The sequence below is a fragment of the Pacificibacter maritimus genome (assembly GCF_003814915.1).
GTDB classification, from domain to species: Bacteria; Pseudomonadota; Alphaproteobacteria; order Rhodobacterales; family Rhodobacteraceae; genus Celeribacter; species Celeribacter maritimus.
The window spans coordinates 1,242,399-1,263,466 of the sequence record NZ_RKQK01000001.1; the positions used below are offsets into that span (position 1 = coordinate 1,242,399).

General features: G+C 52.2%; 20 protein-coding genes and 3 tRNA genes. 3 read left to right on the forward strand and 20 right to left on the reverse strand.

The genetic code is table 11. The features are described from left to right. Nucleotides 1-40: 40 nt before the first annotated feature. Nucleotides 41-502 (forward strand): DUF4174 domain-containing protein, encoded by a 462-nt coding sequence (locus EDD53_RS05755; protein ID WP_123792200.1) that lies wholly within the window; start codon nt 41-43, stop codon nt 500-502. A 35-nt stretch (nt 503-537) separates the two neighbouring features. Here EDD53_RS05755 and EDD53_RS05760 read toward each other — a convergent pair whose 3' ends face one another. The 6 genes from EDD53_RS05760 to EDD53_RS05785 all read right to left on the reverse strand — a co-directional run bounded on the left by EDD53_RS05760 (nt 538) and on the right by EDD53_RS05785 (nt 6,115). Continuing rightward, nucleotides 538-2,535 (reverse strand): acetyl-CoA carboxylase biotin carboxylase subunit, encoded by a 1,998-nt coding sequence (locus EDD53_RS05760; RefSeq protein WP_123792201.1) that lies wholly within the window; start codon nt 2,533-2,535, stop codon nt 538-540. Nucleotides 2,536-2,743: 208 nt separating this feature from the next. Further along, nucleotides 2,744-2,944, reverse strand: coding sequence for a hypothetical protein (locus tag EDD53_RS05765; protein WP_123792202.1), 201 nt, complete (start codon nt 2,942-2,944; stop codon nt 2,744-2,746). A gap of 215 nt (nt 2,945-3,159) precedes the next feature. Then, nucleotides 3,160-3,591: a hypothetical protein gene (locus EDD53_RS05770; RefSeq protein WP_342772287.1), complete on the reverse strand. Its 432-nt coding sequence runs from the start codon at nt 3,589-3,591 to the stop codon at nt 3,160-3,162. A 204-nt stretch (nt 3,592-3,795) separates the two neighbouring features. Next, the gene (locus EDD53_RS05775; RefSeq protein ID WP_123792203.1) at nt 3,796-4,197 is read right to left on the reverse strand and encodes a DUF6497 family protein; all 402 of its coding nucleotides are present in this window, start codon (nt 4,195-4,197) and stop codon (nt 3,796-3,798) included. Beyond that, nucleotides 4,194-4,562: a hypothetical protein gene (locus EDD53_RS05780; protein WP_123792204.1), complete on the reverse strand. Its 369-nt coding sequence runs from the start codon at nt 4,560-4,562 to the stop codon at nt 4,194-4,196. Before EDD53_RS05780 ends, EDD53_RS05775 begins: the two co-directional genes overlap by 4 nt. Before the next feature lie 20 nt (nt 4,563-4,582). Continuing rightward, a complete protein-coding gene (locus tag EDD53_RS05785; protein ID WP_123792205.1) occupies nt 4,583-6,115 on the reverse strand; it encodes an acyl-CoA carboxylase subunit beta in 1,533 nt (510 codons plus the stop codon). A gap of 226 nt (nt 6,116-6,341) precedes the next feature. Here EDD53_RS05785 and EDD53_RS05790 point away from each other — a divergent pair, with 226 nt between their 5' ends. Further along, on the forward strand, nt 6,342-7,565 hold the full coding sequence (locus EDD53_RS05790) for a multidrug effflux MFS transporter (RefSeq protein ID WP_123792206.1): 1,224 nt from the start codon (nt 6,342-6,344) through the stop codon (nt 7,563-7,565). A 130-nt stretch (nt 7,566-7,695) separates the two neighbouring features. Next, entirely contained in the window at nt 7,696-9,093 is a 1,398-nt protein-coding gene (locus tag EDD53_RS05795; protein WP_123792207.1) for a helix-turn-helix domain-containing protein, read from the forward strand. A gap of 68 nt (nt 9,094-9,161) precedes the next feature. Here the strand turns inward: EDD53_RS05795 and EDD53_RS05800 are convergent. From EDD53_RS05800 to EDD53_RS05865, 14 genes are all read right to left on the reverse strand, one after another. After that, nucleotides 9,162-9,238 (reverse strand) — tRNA-Asp (locus EDD53_RS05800). A 74-nt stretch (nt 9,239-9,312) separates the two neighbouring features. Further along, nucleotides 9,313-9,389 (reverse strand) — tRNA-Asp (locus EDD53_RS05805). 320 nt (nt 9,390-9,709) lie between these two features. Then, a tRNA-Val gene (locus tag EDD53_RS05810) sits at nt 9,710-9,785 on the reverse strand. A gap of 117 nt (nt 9,786-9,902) precedes the next feature. Then, nucleotides 9,903-10,652, reverse strand: coding sequence for a thermonuclease family protein (locus tag EDD53_RS05815; protein ID WP_211331585.1), 750 nt, complete (start codon nt 10,650-10,652; stop codon nt 9,903-9,905). Between the two features lie 106 nt (nt 10,653-10,758). Further along, the gene (locus tag EDD53_RS05820) at nt 10,759-11,628 is read right to left on the reverse strand and encodes a DMT family transporter (RefSeq protein WP_246002226.1); all 870 of its coding nucleotides are present in this window, start codon (nt 11,626-11,628) and stop codon (nt 10,759-10,761) included. Between the two features lie 65 nt (nt 11,629-11,693). Next, nucleotides 11,694-12,296 carry a LysE/ArgO family amino acid transporter gene (locus EDD53_RS05825; protein WP_123792210.1) on the reverse strand — a complete coding sequence of 201 codons (603 nt, stop codon included), beginning with the start codon at nt 12,294-12,296 and terminating at the stop codon, nt 11,694-11,696. An 89-nt stretch (nt 12,297-12,385) separates the two neighbouring features. Continuing rightward, nucleotides 12,386-13,135, reverse strand: a complete 750-nt coding sequence (locus EDD53_RS05830) for a YebC/PmpR family DNA-binding transcriptional regulator (protein WP_123792211.1) — start codon at nt 13,133-13,135, stop codon at nt 12,386-12,388. A 113-nt stretch (nt 13,136-13,248) separates the two neighbouring features. After that, on the reverse strand, nt 13,249-15,030 hold the full coding sequence (locus tag EDD53_RS05835) for an SLC13 family permease (protein WP_123792212.1): 1,782 nt from the start codon (nt 15,028-15,030) through the stop codon (nt 13,249-13,251). A gap of 134 nt (nt 15,031-15,164) precedes the next feature. Next, nucleotides 15,165-15,977 carry a TIGR00282 family metallophosphoesterase gene (locus EDD53_RS05840; RefSeq protein ID WP_123792213.1) on the reverse strand — a complete coding sequence of 271 codons (813 nt, stop codon included), beginning with the start codon at nt 15,975-15,977 and terminating at the stop codon, nt 15,165-15,167. Nucleotides 15,978-16,028: 51 nt separating this feature from the next. Further along, nucleotides 16,029-16,598 (reverse strand): 5-formyltetrahydrofolate cyclo-ligase, encoded by a 570-nt coding sequence (locus EDD53_RS05845; protein WP_123792214.1) that lies wholly within the window; start codon nt 16,596-16,598, stop codon nt 16,029-16,031. 35 nt (nt 16,599-16,633) lie between these two features. Then, nucleotides 16,634-18,025, reverse strand: coding sequence for a magnesium transporter (gene mgtE / locus EDD53_RS05850; protein ID WP_123792215.1), 1,392 nt, complete (start codon nt 18,023-18,025; stop codon nt 16,634-16,636). A 213-nt stretch (nt 18,026-18,238) separates the two neighbouring features. Further along, nucleotides 18,239-18,733: a CAP domain-containing protein gene (locus EDD53_RS05855; protein ID WP_170162688.1), complete on the reverse strand. Its 495-nt coding sequence runs from the start codon at nt 18,731-18,733 to the stop codon at nt 18,239-18,241. A gap of 35 nt (nt 18,734-18,768) precedes the next feature. Beyond that, complete coding sequence (locus EDD53_RS05860; protein ID WP_123792217.1) at nt 18,769-20,112, reverse strand: amidohydrolase family protein; 1,344 nt, start codon at nt 20,110-20,112, stop codon at nt 18,769-18,771. 59 nt (nt 20,113-20,171) lie between these two features. Then, nucleotides 20,172-20,981, reverse strand: coding sequence for an inositol monophosphatase family protein (locus EDD53_RS05865; protein ID WP_123792218.1), 810 nt, complete (start codon nt 20,979-20,981; stop codon nt 20,172-20,174). Between the last annotated feature and the right edge of the window lie 87 nt (nt 20,982-21,068).

The window sequence follows — 21,068 nt, forward strand, 5'->3', positions numbered from 1 at the left end:
TGCGCACAAGCGCCCTATATACCTAAGCATCGGAGGATCGATGAAACACATATTTATCAGCGCTCTTTGCGCCTTTCTTATCACAACACCGCTGTCCAGCTTTGCACAAAATGCCGCCACGCCTGTGCCGCTGATCCAGCCCGCCACGGATGTGGAATTGGATGATTTCAAATGGACAGACCGCGTGATTGTGGTCTTTGCCGATACGCCGCTTGATTTAAACTTTCGCAGGCAAATGGAATTGCTGATTGACCGACCAGAGCAACTGACCGAACGAGATGTGATTGTGTTAACAGACACCAATCCCGACACGTTAAGCGCCGTTCGCAAGCAGTTGCGCCCGCGTGGGTTCACCTTTGTTGTGGTCGACAAAGACGGCACTGTGATGTTTCGCAAACCTGATCCGTGGGATCTACGTGAGATCACCCGCGCCATCGACAAGACCCCTTTGCGCCAGCAAGAAATCAAAGCCGATAAAGAGGCCGCCCGCACAACAAGATAGGCCCTGTCGGTGGATGCATCTGCGCTGGTCATGGTCTACTCAAACTCCATGATGATGTCATCGACTGCCAAATTGTCACCAGCGCCAGCGTTGATTTTTGACACCACGCCTTTGCGTTCTGCGCGCAGAATGTTTTCCATTTTCATCGCCTCGACGGTGCACAGCGTTTGGCCTTCTTGGACTTCGTCACCGATCTGAACATCGACGCCAACGATCAAACCTGGCATCGGGCAAAGCAGCAGCTTTGACGTATCCGCAGGCACTTTTTCCAACATGTATTTCGACAAAGCGGCCGCACGCGGGCTGCGCACATAGACTTTCAAATCAGCACCGCGATTGCGCATACGAAAGCCACCTGCAATTTTGCTGACCTTAAGCGTTAAAAGAGACCCGTTCACTTTCACGCGCGCCAAAGTTTGCCCTAGGCTCCAATCACTTTCCACACGGAAATCTTGATCGCCCATCCGCACATCAGCCCCAGCGGTATCACCTGCGATTGTCACAGGAAAATCCTGACCCTCAACTTGAACGACCCAATCATTGCCCACGACCCGTTCATGATTGCCCATGCGCCCTGAAATGCGGCTGCGGCGAATTTCGGCAAGACGGTACATGGCGGCGCTGGCCACAACGATTTTGTGCAACTGATCGTCGGGCAAGGTAGCGCCCTCAAAACCGTCTGGATATTCCTCTTCGATAAAAGCGGTGGTGATATTGCCCGAGACAAAGCGCGGATGATCCATCACAGCAGATAAAAACGGAAGGTTGTGACCAATGCCTTCGATTTCGAACCCATCCAAAGCATCGCTCATATGGGCAATTGCTTCGCCGCGCGTCGGTGCCCATGTGCACAGCTTGGCAATCATCGGGTCATAAAACATCGAAATTTCACCGCCTTCATAAACCCCTGTATCATTGCGCAAGACGCAAGTGTCAGAGGCACTTTCAAGCGGGGGGCGGTATTTTGATAACCGTCCGATTGAGGGCAAAAAGTTGCGATAGGGGTCTTCGGCGTAAAGACGGCTTTCCATCGCCCAGCCATTCAGCTGCACGTCATCTTGGCCGATTTGCAAGGCCTCACCGTAAGCGATGCGGATCATCTGTTCGACCAGATCAATCCCCGTGATCAATTCTGTCACAGGGTGTTCCACCTGCAAGCGCGTGTTCATTTCGAGAAAGTAGAAATTACGATCCCCATCAACGATGAATTCCACAGTGCCCGCCGATGTGTAATCAACAGCTTTGGCCAAGGACACGGCTTGTTCTCCCATGGCTTTGCGTGTCTCAGGGTCAAGAAACGGACTTGGCGCTTCTTCGATCACCTTTTGATTGCGGCGCTGGATCGAACATTCGCGTTCGCCCAAATAAATCCCATTGCCGTGGCCATCGCACAGCACCTGAATTTCGATGTGACGTGGCTGGGTGACAAACTTTTCAATGAAAATTCGGTCATCGCCAAAAGATGACGCAGCTTCGTTTTTCGACGATTGAAATCCCTCGCGCGCCTCGGCGTCATTCCACGCGACTCGCATGCCCTTGCCCCCACCGCCAGCAGAGGCTTTGATCATCACAGGATAGCCAATTTCGGTTGAAATTTTGACGGCCTCATCCGCATCTTTGATCAGCCCCATATAGCCCGGAACCGTACTGACCCCCGCCTCTTGTGCCAATTTTTTCGAGGTGATTTTATCCCCCATCGCTTCGATTGCCCCAGTGGGAGGCCCGATAAAAGCGACGCCTTCTGCATGTAAGCGTTCGGCAAATTTGGGATTTTCTGACAAAAAGCCATAGCCTGGATGCACGGCCTGCGCCCCTGTTTGGCGAATGGCCTCCATGACTTTATCAATGACGATATAGGACTGGTTTGCGGGCGCGGGGCCGATGCGAACGGCCTCATCGGCCATGCGAACATGCAGCGCATTTTTATCCGCATCGGAATAGATGGCGACGGTCTTAATGCCCATGTTGCGGGCCGTTTTGATCACGCGGCATGCAATTTCACCACGGTTGGCGATCAGAATTTTATCAAACATCCAGTCTTTCCCTCTCTCATCATCCAAGCCCATGGTCTGCCCGAAAGCAGGTCCAGCGGTTTTGGTTTTTTATTTCGCCCATAAAAAAAGGCCCCCAAGCCAAACAGCTTGGAAACCTTTCCTCATCTGGGATAAACCCCAGCAGTTTTGCAATGTCACACGTTTACTGCGCTCGACAGAGCCGAGATCAGCGTGGGACGAAGCGGGTTTAGCGGCAGACGCGAACGTCGTCGCACAGGGCGCCAGCAGCCGCACCCGCAAGAGCGCCAGTTGTAGCGCTGCCACCAGTTTGGTCAGCAAGAAGCGCACCAGCGAGACCGCCAGCGATTGCACGTTCTGCGTCATTGTCCATGCAGCCAGCGAGGGCTGTGAATGAGATGAGGGCGATTGAAAGGACTGATTTGCGCATGTTTTTTCTGCTCTATGTTGAATTGCACTGAGCTTAACCATGCCAAGAAATAGCAGGCTAGAAAAGTAAATTTCGGCTTGGCCGCGCCGATAGGCGAAAGACAGCGCAGAAGGCACGCATCGCCCCATATCTTGTGGCATCTTAGTCCCAAAACGCCCATCAAAAGCGGGTGTCAAGGCATAAGACTGCACAGATATGGGCGACAGGTAGATCATTTAGTCATCGTCCCCATATGGGCCAAAATCATCTTCATCGTCGTCATCATCTTCAAAAGGATCATCTTGCACAAAGAGTTCAGGAAAGGTCACTTGTGCGACTTTCACATTCACTTGGATCAATGCTTCATATGAGGCGGGATCAAAATTATCGGGATCAGCAGGCACAAGTTCGCGCCCCCAAAACCATGAAATCCGCCCAGCATCCAAATTGCCGCGTTCAAAGGGTTGATCGCCGAACATTTCCCAAATCGCGGTAATGAAAGCAGCATCAACACGTTTATCGACGGCCTTGCGATCTTTGTAACGCTCAAGCGCTTTCAACGGTGTCACGCCACGCGGATTGGCGCGACGCAGGGTAAATTGGTAATCCGAACCGGGGTAACGCCCCGGAAAGCCCTTATGTTTGGGCATGTAATCTTTAGGCGGCATAATCTGCGTCCTTTTGCATATCTGTGCGGTAAGGTCTGGCCTGACCCTTTACAGTCAGGGGGCTATGGGCACCTCCCGCTTGGGGGTGCGCCACGAGTTGACCTGCACGGAAATATCTTTTGTCTGCCCCGTTGAACAGAAGATTCTGTTGTTTATGCGCTGCATGTTGGGTGAAATCCTGCGCAAATTGCTGCGAAACACCCATTAGAAAGCCTCCCATTCGCAAATGGTGTCATTGGGGCGGTAAGCTTCGAACACTTGCGCCACGTCAGGGGCGGATGCGCCAAATTCGACGGCACGCTCATGGAGCGAAATCACGATCATTTTGGGCTGAGGCATCCCAAGACGCGGCAAGGCATAGACTTCGCAAAGATGCGCGAGATCCGCCTCTAGTGTTTGATAGCTTTGGCTCTGAAGCATTTGTGGCAAATCAGGTGCAAGAAAGCGAAACCGCTGCGTCAGCCCCTGCCCTGTACGATCTTGCAACGCATCAATAAAAGCGATGTTTTGCCCTGAAGGCACCGCAATCATCGCAGAACCTGTTGAGGCAGAAACAGCTTGCGCGGCCAAACAGACAGCGACGGTGAATGTGATCAAACCTCTCATATGCCTGCCTTCTCAGCATTGCGGACCCAGCGTGCGCGCCGATCAGCGCAGTCCAGAACATCAGCCACCAAGCTTTCAGTTTGCTGTTGAGGGAACTGCCCATCCACTGCGCCCCCTGCTGTGATTTCCAAATCCTCACCCACGACTTGCACTTGCACCACAGGGGCAAACCCGCGCAGGTGCTGCAAAGCGCGCCACATGTCTTGGCGCACGTTCGATGCGATGCGCCCCTTTCGCAGGGTCGCGCCCTTTTTGATCGTGGTCTTTGCCGCAAAATCAAACCGCACAGGTAAGCGCCGCGAGAGGGTTACTTGCCCCGCGTCGCGCAGCATGTGCCAGCGCTGTTTGTTTCGTGAATTCGCCATTTGACCCTACCTATCCCGTTCTACAAAGGGATATTGTCGTGTTTCTTCCAAGGATTTTCGAGCTTTTTATTGCGCAGGGATGCAAAAGCGCGCGCGACACGTTTGCGGGTCGATTTCGGTTGAATCACCTCATCAATAAATCCGCGCTCTGCGGCGACAAAAGGATTGGCAAACCGCGCTTCATAATCGGCAGTGTGCGCGGCAATTTTATCGGCATCACCAAGATCCTTGCGGTGAATGATTTCAGTGGCCCCTTTGGCCCCCATGACTGCAATTTCTGCGGTAGGCCAAGCATAATTAAAATCACCTCTTAGGTGTTTTGAGGCCATCACATCATAGGCGCCGCCGTAAGCTTTACGTGTGATTACAGTGACTTTTGGCACTGTGGCCTCACCATAGGCAAACAAAAGCTTGGCCCCATGTTTGATCACGCCACCATATTCTTGACTGGTGCCAGGCAAGAAACCGGGCACATCCACAAGGGTCAACACAGGGATTTCAAAGGCATCACAAAACCGCACAAATCGCGCAGCTTTTTTCGAGGCATCAATATCCAGACAGCCCGCCAAAACCATCGGTTGATTGGCCACAACCCCCACAGTCTGCCCTTCGATACGCGCAAAGCCTGTGATGATATTCTTAGCATGTTCGGCCTGAATTTCGTAAAAATCACCCTCATCGACGGTCTTTAAGATGACCTCTTTCATATCGTAGGGCGTATTCGCGTTTTCTGGAATGATCGTATCAAGCGATTGTTCAATCCGTGCAGGATCATCGTAAAAGGGCCGCACGGGCGCTTTTTCACGATTGTTCAGGGGCAAAAAATCCACCAAACGGCGCACTTCTGTCAAAGTTTCGATGTCATTTTCAAAAGCACCATCTGCGACCGATGATTTTTTGGCATGGGTCGATGCGCCGCCCAATTCTTCGGCTGTCACCACTTCATTGGTGACGGTTTTCACCACATCAGGCCCCGTGACAAACATATAGGACGTGTCTTTGACCATAAAAATAAAGTCGGTCATCGCAGGCGAATACACAGCGCCCCCCGCGCAGGGTCCCATAATCACAGAGATCTGCGGCACCACGCCAGAGGCCATGATATTGCGCTGAAACACCTCCGCATAGCCCGCCAAGGAATCCACGCCCTCTTGGATGCGCGCACCACCAGAATCGTTGATGCCAATCACTGGCGCGCCATTGCGCATCGCCATATCCATGACTTTGCAGATCTTTTCAGAATGGGTTTGCGATAGAGACCCGCCAAAAACTGTGAAATCTTGCGAGAAAACATAGACCATGCGGCCGTTGATAGTCCCCCAACCTGTAATCACGCCATCGCCCGCTGGTTTACTGGCATCCATACCGAATTCGGTACAGCGATGGGTCTTGAACATGTCGAATTCTTCAAAGCTGTCCTCATCCAACAGCAATTCGACGCGTTCGCGCGCGGTCAACTTACCTTTTGCATGTTGCGCGTCGATACGGGCTTGCCCTCCGCCCAAGCGTGCTTCGGTGCGGCGATCTTGCAATTCTTGGATGATATCGGTCACAAAGGGCTCCTTTTACGGCTTTCATCCACTGTAGTCCTCGCGGGCTTTAGGGGAAAGAAAACAATGGAAGATTTGCAAATCTTGCAAATCAAAACATAGCTAAATTGCAAAGCCGCAAATATCGCCCGCCTGTTTCAAGCCAAATGGCTAAAAAGACGCGTAGGGGTGTGCATGATCGCGCCGATATAAGGATGGACTAAACTTTGCGCCTTTATATGCTGCGAGAATGACAAATTTATCCAAACCAATCTTTCTGAACCGCCATACTCCACCGCATATCTTCACTCTGGTTTTCATGGCGAGCATGTCATCAATGGCGATGACGATTTTTCTGCCAGCGCTGCCTGAGATGACCGAGTATTTCAACACGGACTACACCTATATGCAGTTGTCTGTCGGCGTATTCATGGCGGCAAATGCAGTGTTGCAGTTAGCGGTTGGCCCGCTGTCAGATCGGTTTGGCAGGCGCCCTATCACACTTGTTGGTATAGCTTTTTTTCTTGCCGCGACCGTGCTCGCGATGCAAGCAACAACGATTCAGATGTTTTTAATCCTGCGCGGACTACAGGCGGCAATCGTAACGACCATGGTGTTATCGCGTGCAGTTGTCCGCGATGTTTTTCCCGAAAATAAAGTCGCCTCGATGATGGCCTATGTCACAATGTGTATGGCGATTGTGCCGATGGTTGCACCGACTATCGGCGGCTTTTTGACATCTAGCTTCGGTTGGACAGGCACCTTTGCCTTTTTGGCACTCTGCGGCGCATTATTGTTTTTATTAGCATTTTTCGACATGGGGGAAACCGCGCCCAAATCTGACAGCTCATTCATGAAAATGGTGGCTGGGTTTCCAGAGCTTTTGTCATCTCAGCGTTTCTTGGGGTATGCGTTTTGCACAGCCTTCGCATCAGGCACGTTCTTTTCATTTTTGGGCGGCGCGCCCTTTGTAGGTGTGCAGATTTTTGGACTTTCATCCGAAACAATTGGCCTTGGGATTGGCGCCCCTGCGGCGGGGTACTTTCTTGGTAACTTCTTATCCGCACGCTTTTCGGCGCGCTTTGGCATCAACGCGATGTGCCTTGCAGGCACAATGATTACATCTTTGGGGGTCGGCTTGTGCACCCTACTCACCCTTACGGATCATATCACTGCCTTTTGGTTCTTTGCGCTGATGATCCCCATGGGGCTCGGAAATGGTCTGACCATGCCAAATGCAGTCACGGGATCAATGTCAGTTCGCGTAAACCTCACAGGCACAGCTGCTGGTTTGGGCGGATCGATGATGATTGCAGGCGGCGCAATCCTATCTGCGATTGCAGGATCAGTCTTGACTGTCGAACGCGGAAGCGCCCCTTTACTGCTGATTATGCTGACAGTGTCCACCTGTAGCGTTTTGAGTGTACTGTGGGTGATACGCCGCGAACGCGTGGTGATGGGCAGCACAACTTAGACTTTTCTTGGGCCATGATGCGGGGTCGTCAGCCGCCCTAGTCGAAAATTTCACCTTGCATGACAGATTTGCAAAAGGGATGGTAGAGTAGCGCAAAGATGCAAACTCAACCGAAACTTTGGTAAATCCGATGGCACAGCAAAAACTATACGCAGGCGCGAAATTGCGCGAGACACGCACCCGTCTTGGGCTCACACAACGCGTTTTTGCCGAAAAGCTTGGGGTGTCATTGCCCTATCTGAATCAGATGGAAAACAACAATCGACCCGTTTCAACGGGCGTTGTTTTGGCCTTGGCGCAAGAGTTCGGTTTTGACGTGACCGAGCTTTCCACGGGCGATGCAGAGCGTATGGTCACCGATATGCGCGAAGCCTTGGCCGACCCTGTGTTCGGCGATGGCACGCCGCCCTTGGCTGATCTGCGTCTTGCTGCCAGCAACGCCCCAGCCTTGGCTCGCGCCTTTTTAAAACTGCATGGGGTCTACCGTCAAAGCACCGAAAGACTGGCCTCTCTTGATGATGCCTTGGGGCAAAATGAAAGTGCAGCAAGACCATCCCCTTGGGAGGAGGTGCGCGACTTCTTTCACTATTGCGACAATTACATCGACAGCGTCGATCGCGCAGCGGAAGAATTTGCATCCTCAAACGGCACGGTCTTAGAGGTAACCAAAACTGCCATTAACGCCTTAGAGGCACGCGGCATTCACCTGCGGTTCACGACAGATTTGGTTCGTGATTTTGATGCCGAGCGTGGAATTTTATCGCTCTGTGCCCGCTCGACGCGTGCGACGCAAAGCTTTCAAATATTGCACCAATTAGCGCTTTTGACCCAAAGTGATCTCCTGGATGAAATACTAGATCAAGCGGGCTTTCAATCGGAAGATGCTCGAAAAATTGCCCGCATAGGCTTGGCCAATTATTACGCAGGCGCAGCTCTAATGCCTTACGAAGCATTTTGGTCAGCAGCCCAAGAAACACGCCATGATTTAGAAATACTCAGCGACCGCTTTGGTGCGTCAATCGAACAAGTGGGACACCGACTATCAACGCTGCAACGCTCTGGCGCAAAAGGCGTGCCCTTTTACTTTGTGCGCGTAGATCAAGCGGGGACGATCACCAAACGCCACTCATCAACGCGGTTACAATTTGCGCGATATGGCGGTGCCTGCCCCCTTTGGAATGTCCACCAAGCCTTTGAAACGCCTGGCCGATTCTTGCGCCAATTGGCTGAAACCCCAGATGGCGTACGCTATTTGTCCATCGCCCGAGATGTGTCAAAATCAGGCGGATCATTTCATGCGCCAGTGCGCCGTTACGCGATTGGTTTGGGCTGTGAAGTCAGCCATGCGGCAGATTTGGTGTATGCAGACGATTTAGATGTCAAAAACCCAAGTGCGTTTGAACCGATTGGTATTTCTTGCCGCATTTGCCTGCGCCGCGAATGTCACCAAAGATCCGTTCCACCGCTGGACCGTGCCCTATCGATCGACCCAAATACGCGGGGCACCCTGCCCTATTCTATTGAATAAAAAGAGAAATCGAATCGAAAATTGCGCGCTGTAAGCGCCACGATGTTTCATAATGTTATGAAGAAAAGTGGCGCGGTTGACGGGACTCGAACCCGCGACCCCCGGCGTGACAGGCCGGTACTCTAACCAACTGAGCTACAACCGCGCATTGCCTTTCGGCTATTTTCTGCTTCACTTCGAAGCGCTCTGAAAGGCGGACCTAAAAGAGCAAGGTAGCGATGGCGCGGTTGACGGGACTCGAACCCGCGACCCCCGGCGTGACAGGCCGGTACTCTAACCAACTGAGCTACAACCGCTCGCTACCATTCTGACGTTACCGTCTGAACGTTGTGGCGTTCTATGGCTCGACGGCTTGCGCGTCAAGCGCCATATGCACGAAATGTGACTTGGTTTGAAAAAAAAATTGCGCAGCAGGCGTCGCCCTCAAAAAACGCCCATAAATCGGCGCATTACTTGCTTTGGATCGATCCAGGCGAACGCGCATAGTCGGGTGTATGCAAGGCATTTGCCTCTTTGCCCCGCTCAGCGCGCAACCGAGTACATAGAGGTACCGATGGACATCAGAAAAACTGGGCCATGAGGTCCAGACAAATTTTAACGATTAAGAGGAGGTAAATGGTGGGTCGTGAGAGGCTCGAACTCCCGACATCTTCGGTGTAAACGAAGCGCTCTACCAACTGAGCTAACGACCCGGTGAGGGCGATTTACAGAATGCAACAGGCAGACACAAGAGGCATTGTGCAATTTGTGCAAACTTCTTTTGAATTTCTCAAATCCGATCGAATTTAATTCGAATGCCCCTCCCTGCGCTATCCCTTGGCCGCGCGCCACCCCGCACGCAGCGCCTGTTCTTCTGAACAAAACCAATGTTCACCGTTTTTGGTATTGATCTGAGTCTTTTCATACCAACGCGATCCCGGCAGGTGGTAAAGACGGCCAGACTTGGAAATATTGCCTTTGATCGTGCATCCTTTTGGCGCAGGCTCTTGCACTGCGGCGTGGTCTTGCTGCGCTTGCGCGCGCTTTTCAGCACGATACGCAGCAGGCTTTTGCGCACCGCCTTGCCACAAGCCCAATGATGATTTTCGGGCTTGGTTTTCAGCGGTAATATAATCGGTCGAATATTTCGCATAGGCAAAGGCCGCCCCATGGGCAACCATAGCGTGATTTAGATTCACACCCGCCGCACGGCAGACGGCAACAATACGGCCGTAGCGATCCACATCGGTTTGCGCGCATTGAACTGTGTCTTGGGCAAGGCTTTGCAGCGCGGCCATGGACCACTGCCCACAGCCCCAGATCTTGCCCTGCGCATCCATACAGGTCTGCGCCAATTCGGGGGCATCAATACCGTGCAAACGCACTTTGACAGCCCCCAGAGCCAAGGTATCGCCATCTATGATGCGCGCTTTTCCAGAATACTGTGGCGTGGTTTTATCAGGCGCGAAAGTCGCTGTTTGCGCAGCCTCTAGCCCCCCTGTTTTCACAGAAGGAAAGGCGACACCTAGCCCCATAACGGCCCCAAAGACCGCAACATATTGTAGAATACCCCATCTCACACCTCAGGATATGGGGCAAAACGAGAACAAACACAAGTGCCATCTGCAGCTAAGGTTAATTCCCCCTTGCCTACGCAGATCACGCAGTCAGGCCGCCAAGACAGGTTTAGGTAATGGATTTAACGGATCGTAGGCGCTTTTCCGCACGGGCCTCACGTATCGAAATCACAGTGACCGCGCCGATAATCATCAGGCCGCCGCAAATCACAAACAGATCGATACCTTCGCCAAACAAGGCAACCCCTGCGATAGTGGCCCAAAGCAACTGCAAGAAGGACACAGGCTGGATGACACTCATCGGCGCGCAGGCAAAGGCGCGCGTCATGCAATAATGCGCGAAAGTAGCAAAGAAAGATGTCGCGAACAGCAAGCCCAGTTGCGTCAGCGTCGGCGTTTGCCACTGTGCGATGGCAAATGGCGCAAGAAACAACGGCACTATTATGGAGAGCGAAAACACCACAACGCTGGCAGGCAACCGTTTCGACAACACGCTGGCGGTCAAATAGCTGCCAGCGATAAACATCGCAGCAAAGACCATGGCGATATGACCAGAATCGATTTCACGCAGACCAGGGCGCAAAATCACAACACCGCCGATGATGGCCATGATCAAGGCGATGATACGGGGCGCTGCAATTTTTTCGCCGAACAGAACAACCGCGCCCAGAGTCACATAGATCGGGTTCATAAAGTTCATCGCCGTGACTTCAGCAATCGGGATACGGGTCATCGCATAGAACCACAGCACCATGGCAATGGCGTGAATTCCGCCGCGCAGAGCGATCAAACCAAAGACCTCGCGCGTGAACACAGCTTTGCGTACAGACCCAAGCATTGGCACCAAAAAGACCACGCCCAAAGCAAAGCGCAAAAACGCAGCTTGCGTCACAGGCAAGCCCGTGCCCACGTATTTGACCAAGATGTTCATGGTCACGAAACACAATGTTGTCGCAAACATCCACAAGATGCCTGCCATAGGTCTGGTTTGGATTGACGTCATGGCGAGACACTGTGCCCAAGCGAAACGAAGTGCAAGGGCGATTAAAACCCGCGCATCAATTTGACGGCGATAAGCCACATAACCACACAGATTGCTGCATCAAGAATGCGCCACGACAGTTCCTTGGCGAACAATGCTGCCATGTAGCGGGCGCCAAACCCCAATGCCGTGAAAAATACAGTTGACCCAGAAATAGCCCCAATCGCGAAAAGCCAAGCCAGATCGCCGAATTCGGCCGAAATCGCGCCAAGCAAAACAACGGTGTCCAAATATACATGCGGATTTAACCATGTCAGCATTAGGCATGTCAGGACCGCTGCGCGCAGGCTTTGGGCGCTGCCTTGCGCGGCCGTCAGGCTTTGCCCTCCGCGCAGGGCTGACCGCAAGGACAGTGCGCCATAGACCAACAAGAATGCCGCACCGCCCCAGCGCATGATCGGCAACGCTATTGGCAAAACAGTTGCGATCCATGCAGATGAGAACACGCCGATGCTGATTAAGAGAGCTTCTGACAGGATACAAACAAGAACCACGGGCACGACATGCCTGCGGCGCAATCCTTGGCGCAAAACAAAGGCGTTTTGACTGCCAATCGCGGCGATCAATGTGAGCGAAGACAAAAAGCCCGTTATCAGCGCCTGCATGGGCAAGACCTTATGTGTCGTGAAAAACCAAAGGGTAGATATGAAAAAAGCCCCGCCATTTCAGCGGGGCCAATTCAAACAGGCAAAAGTTATGCGTCGTTAAACTGTGCCATCACTTCGTCTGAGGCTTCGAAATTGGTGGTGACGGTTTGCACATCGTCATCATCTTCCAAAGCATCAACCAGCTTCATCAATTTCTCTAGGCCATCGAAATCCAATTCGGTTTGAATATTTGGCACCCAAACCAGCTTGGTGCTCTCAGACTCACCAAGTTCCGCTTCCAGCGCTGTGGACACATCATTCAGATCCGTATCAGCACAGGTAATGTGGTGGCCATCTTCAGTGCTTTCGCAATCTTCCGCGCCAGCCTCAATCGCGGCCATCATCACAGTGTCAGCATCGCCAACCTCTGCGGGGTAGGAAATCGCCCCCTTGCGGTCAAACATAAAGCCAACAGATCCCGTTTCGCCCAAGTTCCCACCGTTTTTGGAGAAAGTGGAACGCACAGTCGATGCGGTACGGTTTTTATTGTCGGTCATGGTTTCTACGATCACTGCCACGCCGTTAGGGCCGTAGCCTTCGTAGCGGATTTCGTCGTAGTTTTCCGCATCGCCGCCGATGGCCTTTTTGATCGCGCGCTCAATCACGTCTTTGGGCACAGAAACCGATTTGGCTTCTTTAACCGCCATGCGCAAACGCGGGTTTTTGTCTGGATCAGGGTCCCCCATTTTCGCTGCCACAGTGATTTCTTTGGCGAGTTTGGAAAAGAGTTTGGAACGCAATTTATCCTGACGCCCTTTACGGTGTTGGATATTTGCCCATTTTGAGTGGCCTGCCATGTGAAAAAGCCTTTCGCGACTAGAATTTTAGAATTGCTTTCATATAGGCGATGCAGACCTGTACCTGCAAGGCCACCTGCCGCTGTCTATTGGGGAAACATGGGGTTTCCTGTCTAAAGCGGCCATAAAAACGGAATAACGGCTGAGGCCAGAAGACCGATAGATATATTCAATGGAATACCGATCTTCATATAATCTGTGAACTTATACCCGCCAGGCCCGTAAACCATCGTATTTGTTTGATAGCCAATCGGCGTGGCGAAAGAGGCAGACGCGGCAACCATCACAGCCACAACCAACCCACGTGGGTCCAACCCCATTTGTTGACCAAGGGCGATGGCGATGGGGGTTACCACCACGGCCACCGCATTGTTGGACACAAGTTCTGTCAGGATCGATGTCAGAAGATAAATCGACCAGATCACAAAGAAAATTGGCAAACCCTCGAGCAAGGGCGCAATGGCGTTTACGATCATCGCAACAGCGCCAGAGGCCTGCAAGGACGCGCCAACGGCCAGCATCGAAAAGATTAAGGTCAACAATCTGATATCAACGAAAGAAAAGGCTTCATCGGCATCGATACAACGCGTGACCAAAACAACTGCGACAGAAATGACCGATAACATCAAGATCGGCGCCACACCGAATGCCGCGAGAATCACAATAGAAAACATGGCAATCCAAGCAATCGGGCCGTGGGATCGGTTATAGGCGCGCTCGGTCGGCTTTGAGACATCGCCCAAATCCATATCCGCCGCCAAGCGCTGGATGTCTTCGGGCGCGCCTTCGATCAAAAGCGTATCCCCGACCCGCACCACGATGTCATTGATCTTATGGCCTAGGTTTTGGTTGCGGCGATGTACGGCCAAAACATATATGCCATAGCGGCGGCGCAAGCGCATGGAACTGAGCGCACGGCCGACCATCTTACATCCGGGTGTAATCAGGGTTTCAACGGTGCTGGTTTCGACAGCAGAAACTTGATCGACACGTTTGAGTGATTTATCGCGCTGCAAGCTCAGCAATTCGGAAATTTGCGAGCGCAAGACAACGCGATCGCCAACCTCTAGCATCACTGATTTTAGATCGTGACGCAGAGATTTATCGCCGCGGACAACATCAATCAGGCGCACGCCTTCGCGTTTGAAAAGCTGCACAGTCAGCACTTCGCGGCCAATCAAGTTACTATCGGGCGGGATCACGGATTCGGTGAAAAACTTCATCTTGGATCGCGATCCGTTTAACATATTTGCCAAACTTTCGCGTTCGGGCAAAAGGTGCCGCCCGATGAAATAAAGGTAGATCATCCCCCAAGCGACGATGATAACGCCCAAAAGCGAGACCTCGAAAATCGTGAAAGGCTCCATACCCTGCGCGCGCGCAACACCGTCAACCAGCAGGTTGGTCGAAGTGCCAATCAGGGTCATCGTACCGCCCATAATCGCAGCGTAAGACAAAGGGATCAGCAACTTAGAAGCGGATGTACCCAACTTGGAACTGAGTTGAACAAACACAGGGATCATCACGACAACAACGGGAGTATTGGCGACAAAAGCCGACAAGACCACAACAACGGCCAGAAGCATCGCGATAGAGCGCTGCGGGTGCGTTTCTGCGGATCGTCCTGCAAGCTGCGTGAACCACTCCAGCCCGCCCGTGCGCACCAAAGCCCCCATCACGATAAACATCGCAGCGATTGTCCAAGGCGCGGGGTTTGAAAGCACCTCTAGACCTTGTTCATAGGGAAGAATGCCGAAGAAAATCATCAAAGACGCCCCCGTGAGAGCGACAACTTCAGTCGAAAAAACTTCGCGCACGAACAAAACGAACATGAAGCCCACGACCACCAAAGACAAAATTGCTTGTGTCATCGGGTCAAATTGAAAAATTTCCATGTCACCTCAGGGGCTTGTTGAACCGCAACCATAATGGACGCGGTTCACTGATCTTCACAAGCGAGAACTGCCCCCGATGCGGGAAAGCACGTCAAAATCTGACATCTGTAGCGCAATTATCGAAGCTCTGCCCTTTATGGGGCGCTTTGCTCCAAACGGCCACCATGACGAATCTGTTTCACCCGTGTGGCAAGCCCTGTGGCATCATCCGTCTCGACATAAACGCCACTCAGGGTCGCTTCGCCTTTGGCGGGTTCAAAACGGCCCTTTGACATGCCTGTAATAAAGCGGCGCAAAGGTTCGGCTTTGTCCATGCCGATCACAGAATTATAATCACCGCACATGCCAGCATCAGTCAGATAGGCTGTCCCTGCGGGCAGGATCTGCGCATCGCCCGTACAAACATGCGTATGTGTTCCGACCACCAAAGACGCCTTGCCATCGCAAAAATGCCCCATGGCCATCTTTTCAGAGGTGGCTTCACAATGCACATCAATCAATGCTGCTTGGATCTGACCGCCCAGTTTGTGACGGGTAAAGACCTCATCAAGGGCGGAAAACGGGTCATCAAAGGCGCGTTTCATAAAGACCTGCCCCAGAATTTGCGCCACCAAAATACGACGGCCGCGTGCGTCTTCGAAAATACGAACCCCACGTCCAGGTGCTGTTTTGGCAAAGTTGATCGGGCGAATGATCCGCGTTTCGTTTTCACAAAACTGCATCATGTCTTTTTGGTCAAAAGCATGATCACCTAGCGTCAAACAATCGACGCCAGCCTCAAGCAAAAGCTTGGCATGATCGCCAGACAGCCCCATGCCATTGGTGCAGTTTTCACCGTTGACCACAACAAAGTCTAGCTTCCATTCTTTGCGTAAAACAGGAAGCCGTTGGATCACCGCATCGCGCCCCGCGCGACCGACGATATCGCCGAGAAATAGGATTTTCATGCCCACGGCTTACCCGCCATTGACCACAGAATGCAAGACCTGAGGCAAGCGCTAAACGGTGAAAACTTCGGTTTCGGTCACGATTGCATCCAAAGGCGCATCAAAATGCGACACTGGAAAATCTGACATTTCTTGCCCCGCATAGGCAAAACCGACTGCAAAGACATCCTGTGATTTACGCAATTTTGCCAAGGTGCGATCATAAAATCCGCCACCATAGCCTAATCTATGCCCCGCACGATTGAACGCCACCAGAGGCACGATCACCACATCGGGCGTCACGGGGCTTGAATGCTTGGGCACCGCCGCGCCAAAGGCACCTTCGACCATCTCTGTCTGTGACGTCCAAAGGTCAAAACGCAAAGGGGCTGCATTGGCTTCAACCACAGGTACAGCCACTGGACCATGTTCTGTTAGGTTTTGCATGCAGGGCAATGGGTTTATTTCCGACCTGATCGGCATATAGCCCGCGATAACTTTGCCAAAATATGGGGTCAAAAAATTGGTCAAAAGCACTGTTGCTTGAGCATTTAGTCCTTGATCACGGCCATGCACAATTCCGCGCGTTTTCAGCGCCTTTTTGCGCGCAATCGCTTTCAAATCGACACTTATGCCGGCCATACCCTAGACCTTTCCCTCACTTTTAGATCGCAGCGCTATAGCAAGAATACCGCAGCCAAACCGAGGAACGCGAAGAAGCCAACGATATCTGTCACAGTGGTCACGAATGCGCCCGACGCTAAAGCGGGATCGACCCCGACACGTTCCAAGATGACGGGCACGCCGATGCCCGCAAGTCCCGCGACAACCAAGTTGACCACCATGGCGACTGCAATGACCAAACCCAAAGCGGGCGATCCAAACCAGATTAACCCAACGACGCCCATGATCACCGCGAAAATCAATCCGTTGGTTAACCCAACAAGAATTTCACGTCGGATCACGCGCCACACGTTTGCGCCCGTCAAATCGCGCGTGGCGATCGCACGTACAGCAACTGTCAAAGCCTGCGTGCCTGCGTTGCCCCCCATAGATGCCACGATTGGCATCAAGACGGCCAATGCGACAAGGGCTGTAATCGTGGCTTCGAATTGCGCAATCACAAGTGAGGCCAAGATAGCGGTCAAAAGGTTCACGCCCAACCACGGGAGACGCTGTTTAACCGTTTCGAATACGCGATCGGACAATGTGCCCTCGCCCACACCCGCGAGGCGCAGAATGTCTTCTTCGTGCTCTTCATCCAGCACGTTCATCGCGTCATCGATGGTGATCACGCCAATCAATCTATCGTCTTGATCCACCACTGGGGCTGAAATCATGTGATATTGGTTAAAGGCATAGGCCACATCGGATTCACTTTCTTCCACGTGGAAAGTGCGAAAGCCTGGTTCCAAGAGATCCAATAGTTTTTGATCCCTTGGCGCGCCCAAAATTTTACCCAAAGTGACATGACCGATCGGGTGCAGCAAAGGATCTGTGATAACCATATGATAGAAATCATCGGGCAAGGATTCTGTTTCACGCATAAAATCAATGGCTTGACCAACAGTCCAATGTTCAGGCCCCATCACGACCTCGCGCTGCATCAAACGGCCCGCAGAAAACTCTGGATAGGACAATGATTGTTCAACAACAACGCGGTCCGCATCCTCAAGTGAGGCCAAGATCGCTTCTTGTGCGTCTTCTTCCAGATCCTCAATCAGATCGACCACGTCGTCAGATTCGAGATCACGCACCGCTTCGGCCAGATACTCAGGCCGCATCAAAGCAATCACTTCTTCGCGGATACCATCATCGACCTCTGATAGAATTTCACCATCGAGTTCGCGCCCGTAAAGTTCGATGAAATCACGGCGATCTGCTGCGCTAACCTGTTCCAAAAGGTCGGCGATATCTGCAGGGTGCAAAGGATCCATCAGATCGATGAGAAGCTGACGATCCTGCCTCTCGACTGCATCCAAAATGGCAGAAATTACTTTCTGTGACAGCACATAGCCATCTTCATCTTGCATCTCGATGGGGTCTTCCAGTGTATGATCTTCAACCATGGGATGCCTGCATAATTTAGAGTGCCTTTGAGCAAACACTACGGCACCATGGCTCAGAGAAACAGGGGCAAGAATGATTAATTTTGTAAAAAATTATACAAGCGCCCAAGGGCTTAGCATCGCATCGACAGGCTTGATAAACACGTAACATTCAGTTGAAGGTTTACCATGTTTTTCGTTTTTCTCTTTTGTTTTCATGCCTTGTGTATGGCCCTAGCAAGGATCGCCAAAGACGGTGACATAGAGCGCGCCTTCAGCAATACCGATACCAATGTCAGTAAACCTGCCGTTCAAAATGTTGCGACGGTGCCCTGCTGAATTCATCCAACCTTGGACGGCGCCTTGCACCGAAGGATAGCCAACTGATAGGTTTTCGGCGATCAAACAGTACGAGTACCCAACGCGTTTCACACGATCTGTGACTTGGCTTCCATTTTTTCCTGTGTGTGAGAAATATCCATTGGCAGCTTGGTCTTGCGCATGGGCGCGAGCAGCCCGCGTGAGTTGACCGTTATAAGTTAAGGGCGAGAGACCCGCTTTGGCGCGCTCCGCATTTATCGCGGCGAGAACTTGGCCCTCGGAAGCCACCGATGTGAATGAGGCAGGGGTCTGCACGGCTGCGACTGGGGTAAAACCCGCACCGGTTTGCGAACCGCAAGCCGTCAAAGAAATTGCCGAAATCAGCGCCAAGGTTGTACGTTTTAACATATAAACAGTCCCTTTATCACACATCTTTATTTGAATTAAGCCGCCTGTAATCCACGCACAAGTGCAGAATGACGCGTTAAGACGCGCGAGATGTCAAGCGTGGCAAGCCACCCATTATTGATCACATGTTTTCCTTCGACGAAAAGATGTTTCACTTGGGTTGGCCCCGCCAACAGCAAAGCCGCAGGATCCCACGCACCTGCGGATTCGATGTCAGCCACATCCCAAATAGCGATATCAGCCCGCATACCGACAGAAATTTGCCCCAAATCCGTGCGCCCAAGAACCTGCGCACCACCACGCGTTGCCATTTCCAAGGCCTCTCGGGCTGTCATAGCCTCAGGTCCATTCATGACACGTTGTAAAAGCATTGCTTGACGCGCCTCAGACATAAGATTGCTAACATCATTTGACGCCCCGCCATCAGTGCCGAGCCCTACGCATACACCCGCATTTCGCAAGGCTTGTATGGGGGCGATTCCAAGACCAAAGCGGCAATCTGAACAGGGCGTATGCGTCATGCGTGTTTGAGTTTCTGCCAAAAGCTCAATGTGGTGTTGGTCAAGTTTCGTCGCCCCAGCCAACCAAACGTCAGCGCCAGTCCACCCCAAGTCATGCAAACGTTCAATCATATTTTTATGTTTATTTTCAATAGTGTAGGACACATCAAAAGCCGAGCATCCAATAGAGCTGTGCAACATCACCCCTTTGTCACGCGCCACGTCGGCCGTGCGCTGCATCACCTCACTTTCAACATCATGAGGGAAACATGCGCCCAAAGCGATGCGGGTCATTGCGCCTTCACGTGGGTCGTGAAAAGCATCGATACATTGCGCACTCTGCGTCAAAATATGATCGTGTTGCGTGACAACTGAGTTCGGATTTTGATTTGAGGTGTTGCCTTGGCTGTGCGTCACATCATGGACGGCATGGAGGCGAAGCCCCACCGATTTTGCCGCCTCAATCGACCCATCTAAACCTGCGCCACTTGGCAATAAATGCGGGTGATCGGCCGTCAAAGAGCACCCTGAAAACGCAAGTTCAGCCAGCCCCACCATGGCCGAAACGCAGGCATGTTCGGGTGTGTAGCGTGCCCAAATGGGATAAAAATGCCGCAGGCCATCATGTTTTGAAAGGTTTTGTGTCGCAGGCAAGGCCCGCGTCATGGATTGAAACAGATGCGCATGCGTGTTCACCAAACCTGGCGTTACCACAGTGCCACGCCCATCGATGATCTGCGCATCGTCATCATAAAGTAAGGTGCCGACCGCTTCGATCACGCCATCACGCACCAAGATATCACCACCTTTGATTTCACGGCGTTGATCATCCATCGTGATCAACACGTCAGCGCCGCGAATGATAAAACATGGGTGCATTCAAAGCCCTTTTTGCTTCACATAGAACCCATGCCCGATGTGATCAAAAATCGGGCTGCCTATGCGTTTTTCAGATGCGCGAGGCATTCATCCAAAAGAGATTTGGATCCCGCAGCCACGATGCGCCCGCCGTTTATCGCAGAGTTTCCTTGCCAGTCCGTTACCAGCCCACCAGCGGCTTCGATAACACCAATTGGCCCCAAAATATCATAGGGTTGCAATCCTGCTTCGATGACCAAATCCACCTGCCCTGCCGCCAAAAGTGCATAGGCATAGCAATCCATACCAAAGCGCGTAAGCTTACATTTTTTAGAAACGTTTTCAAAAGCTTGACGATCATTCTCTGTGCCCACTTCAGGGAATGTCGTAAAGATAATGGCATCTTTCAAAGCCACATTTTTGCGAACAGAGAGCTGTTCATCCCCATGTGGCCCTGTCAGGGACGCTTGTCCGAAACCGCCAAAAAACCGTTCTCCGATATACGGCTGGTCGATGACACCAAGCTGGACCTGCACCTCATCACGGCAGGCGATCAGAACGCCCCATGTTGGGGTGCCCGAAATGAACCCGCGTGTGCCATCAATCGGATCCAATACCCATGTCAATCCACTTGTGCCTGATTTGGGGCCAAATTCTTCGCCGTGGATCGCATCATCAGGGCGCATTTCTGAGATGACTTTGCGCATTTCTTGTTCGGCGGCGCGATCTGCCACAGTTACAGGATCAAACCCAGTTTTGAGCTTGGATTCTGTGGCCAAAGCTGTGCCGCGAAAATAAGCTAGGGTGACAACACGCGCGGCATCAGCTGCGGCATGGGCTGTTTCAATAAGGCTGGCTTGATCGGCCTTGGAAAGTTGGATCTGTGTCATGTGTCGCCTGCGCCCCTACCTATCGTGTCATCTCATTGCGGTAATATGTGCAGCACAAAGCGTCAAGACAGATGAGGTGGCTCTAAA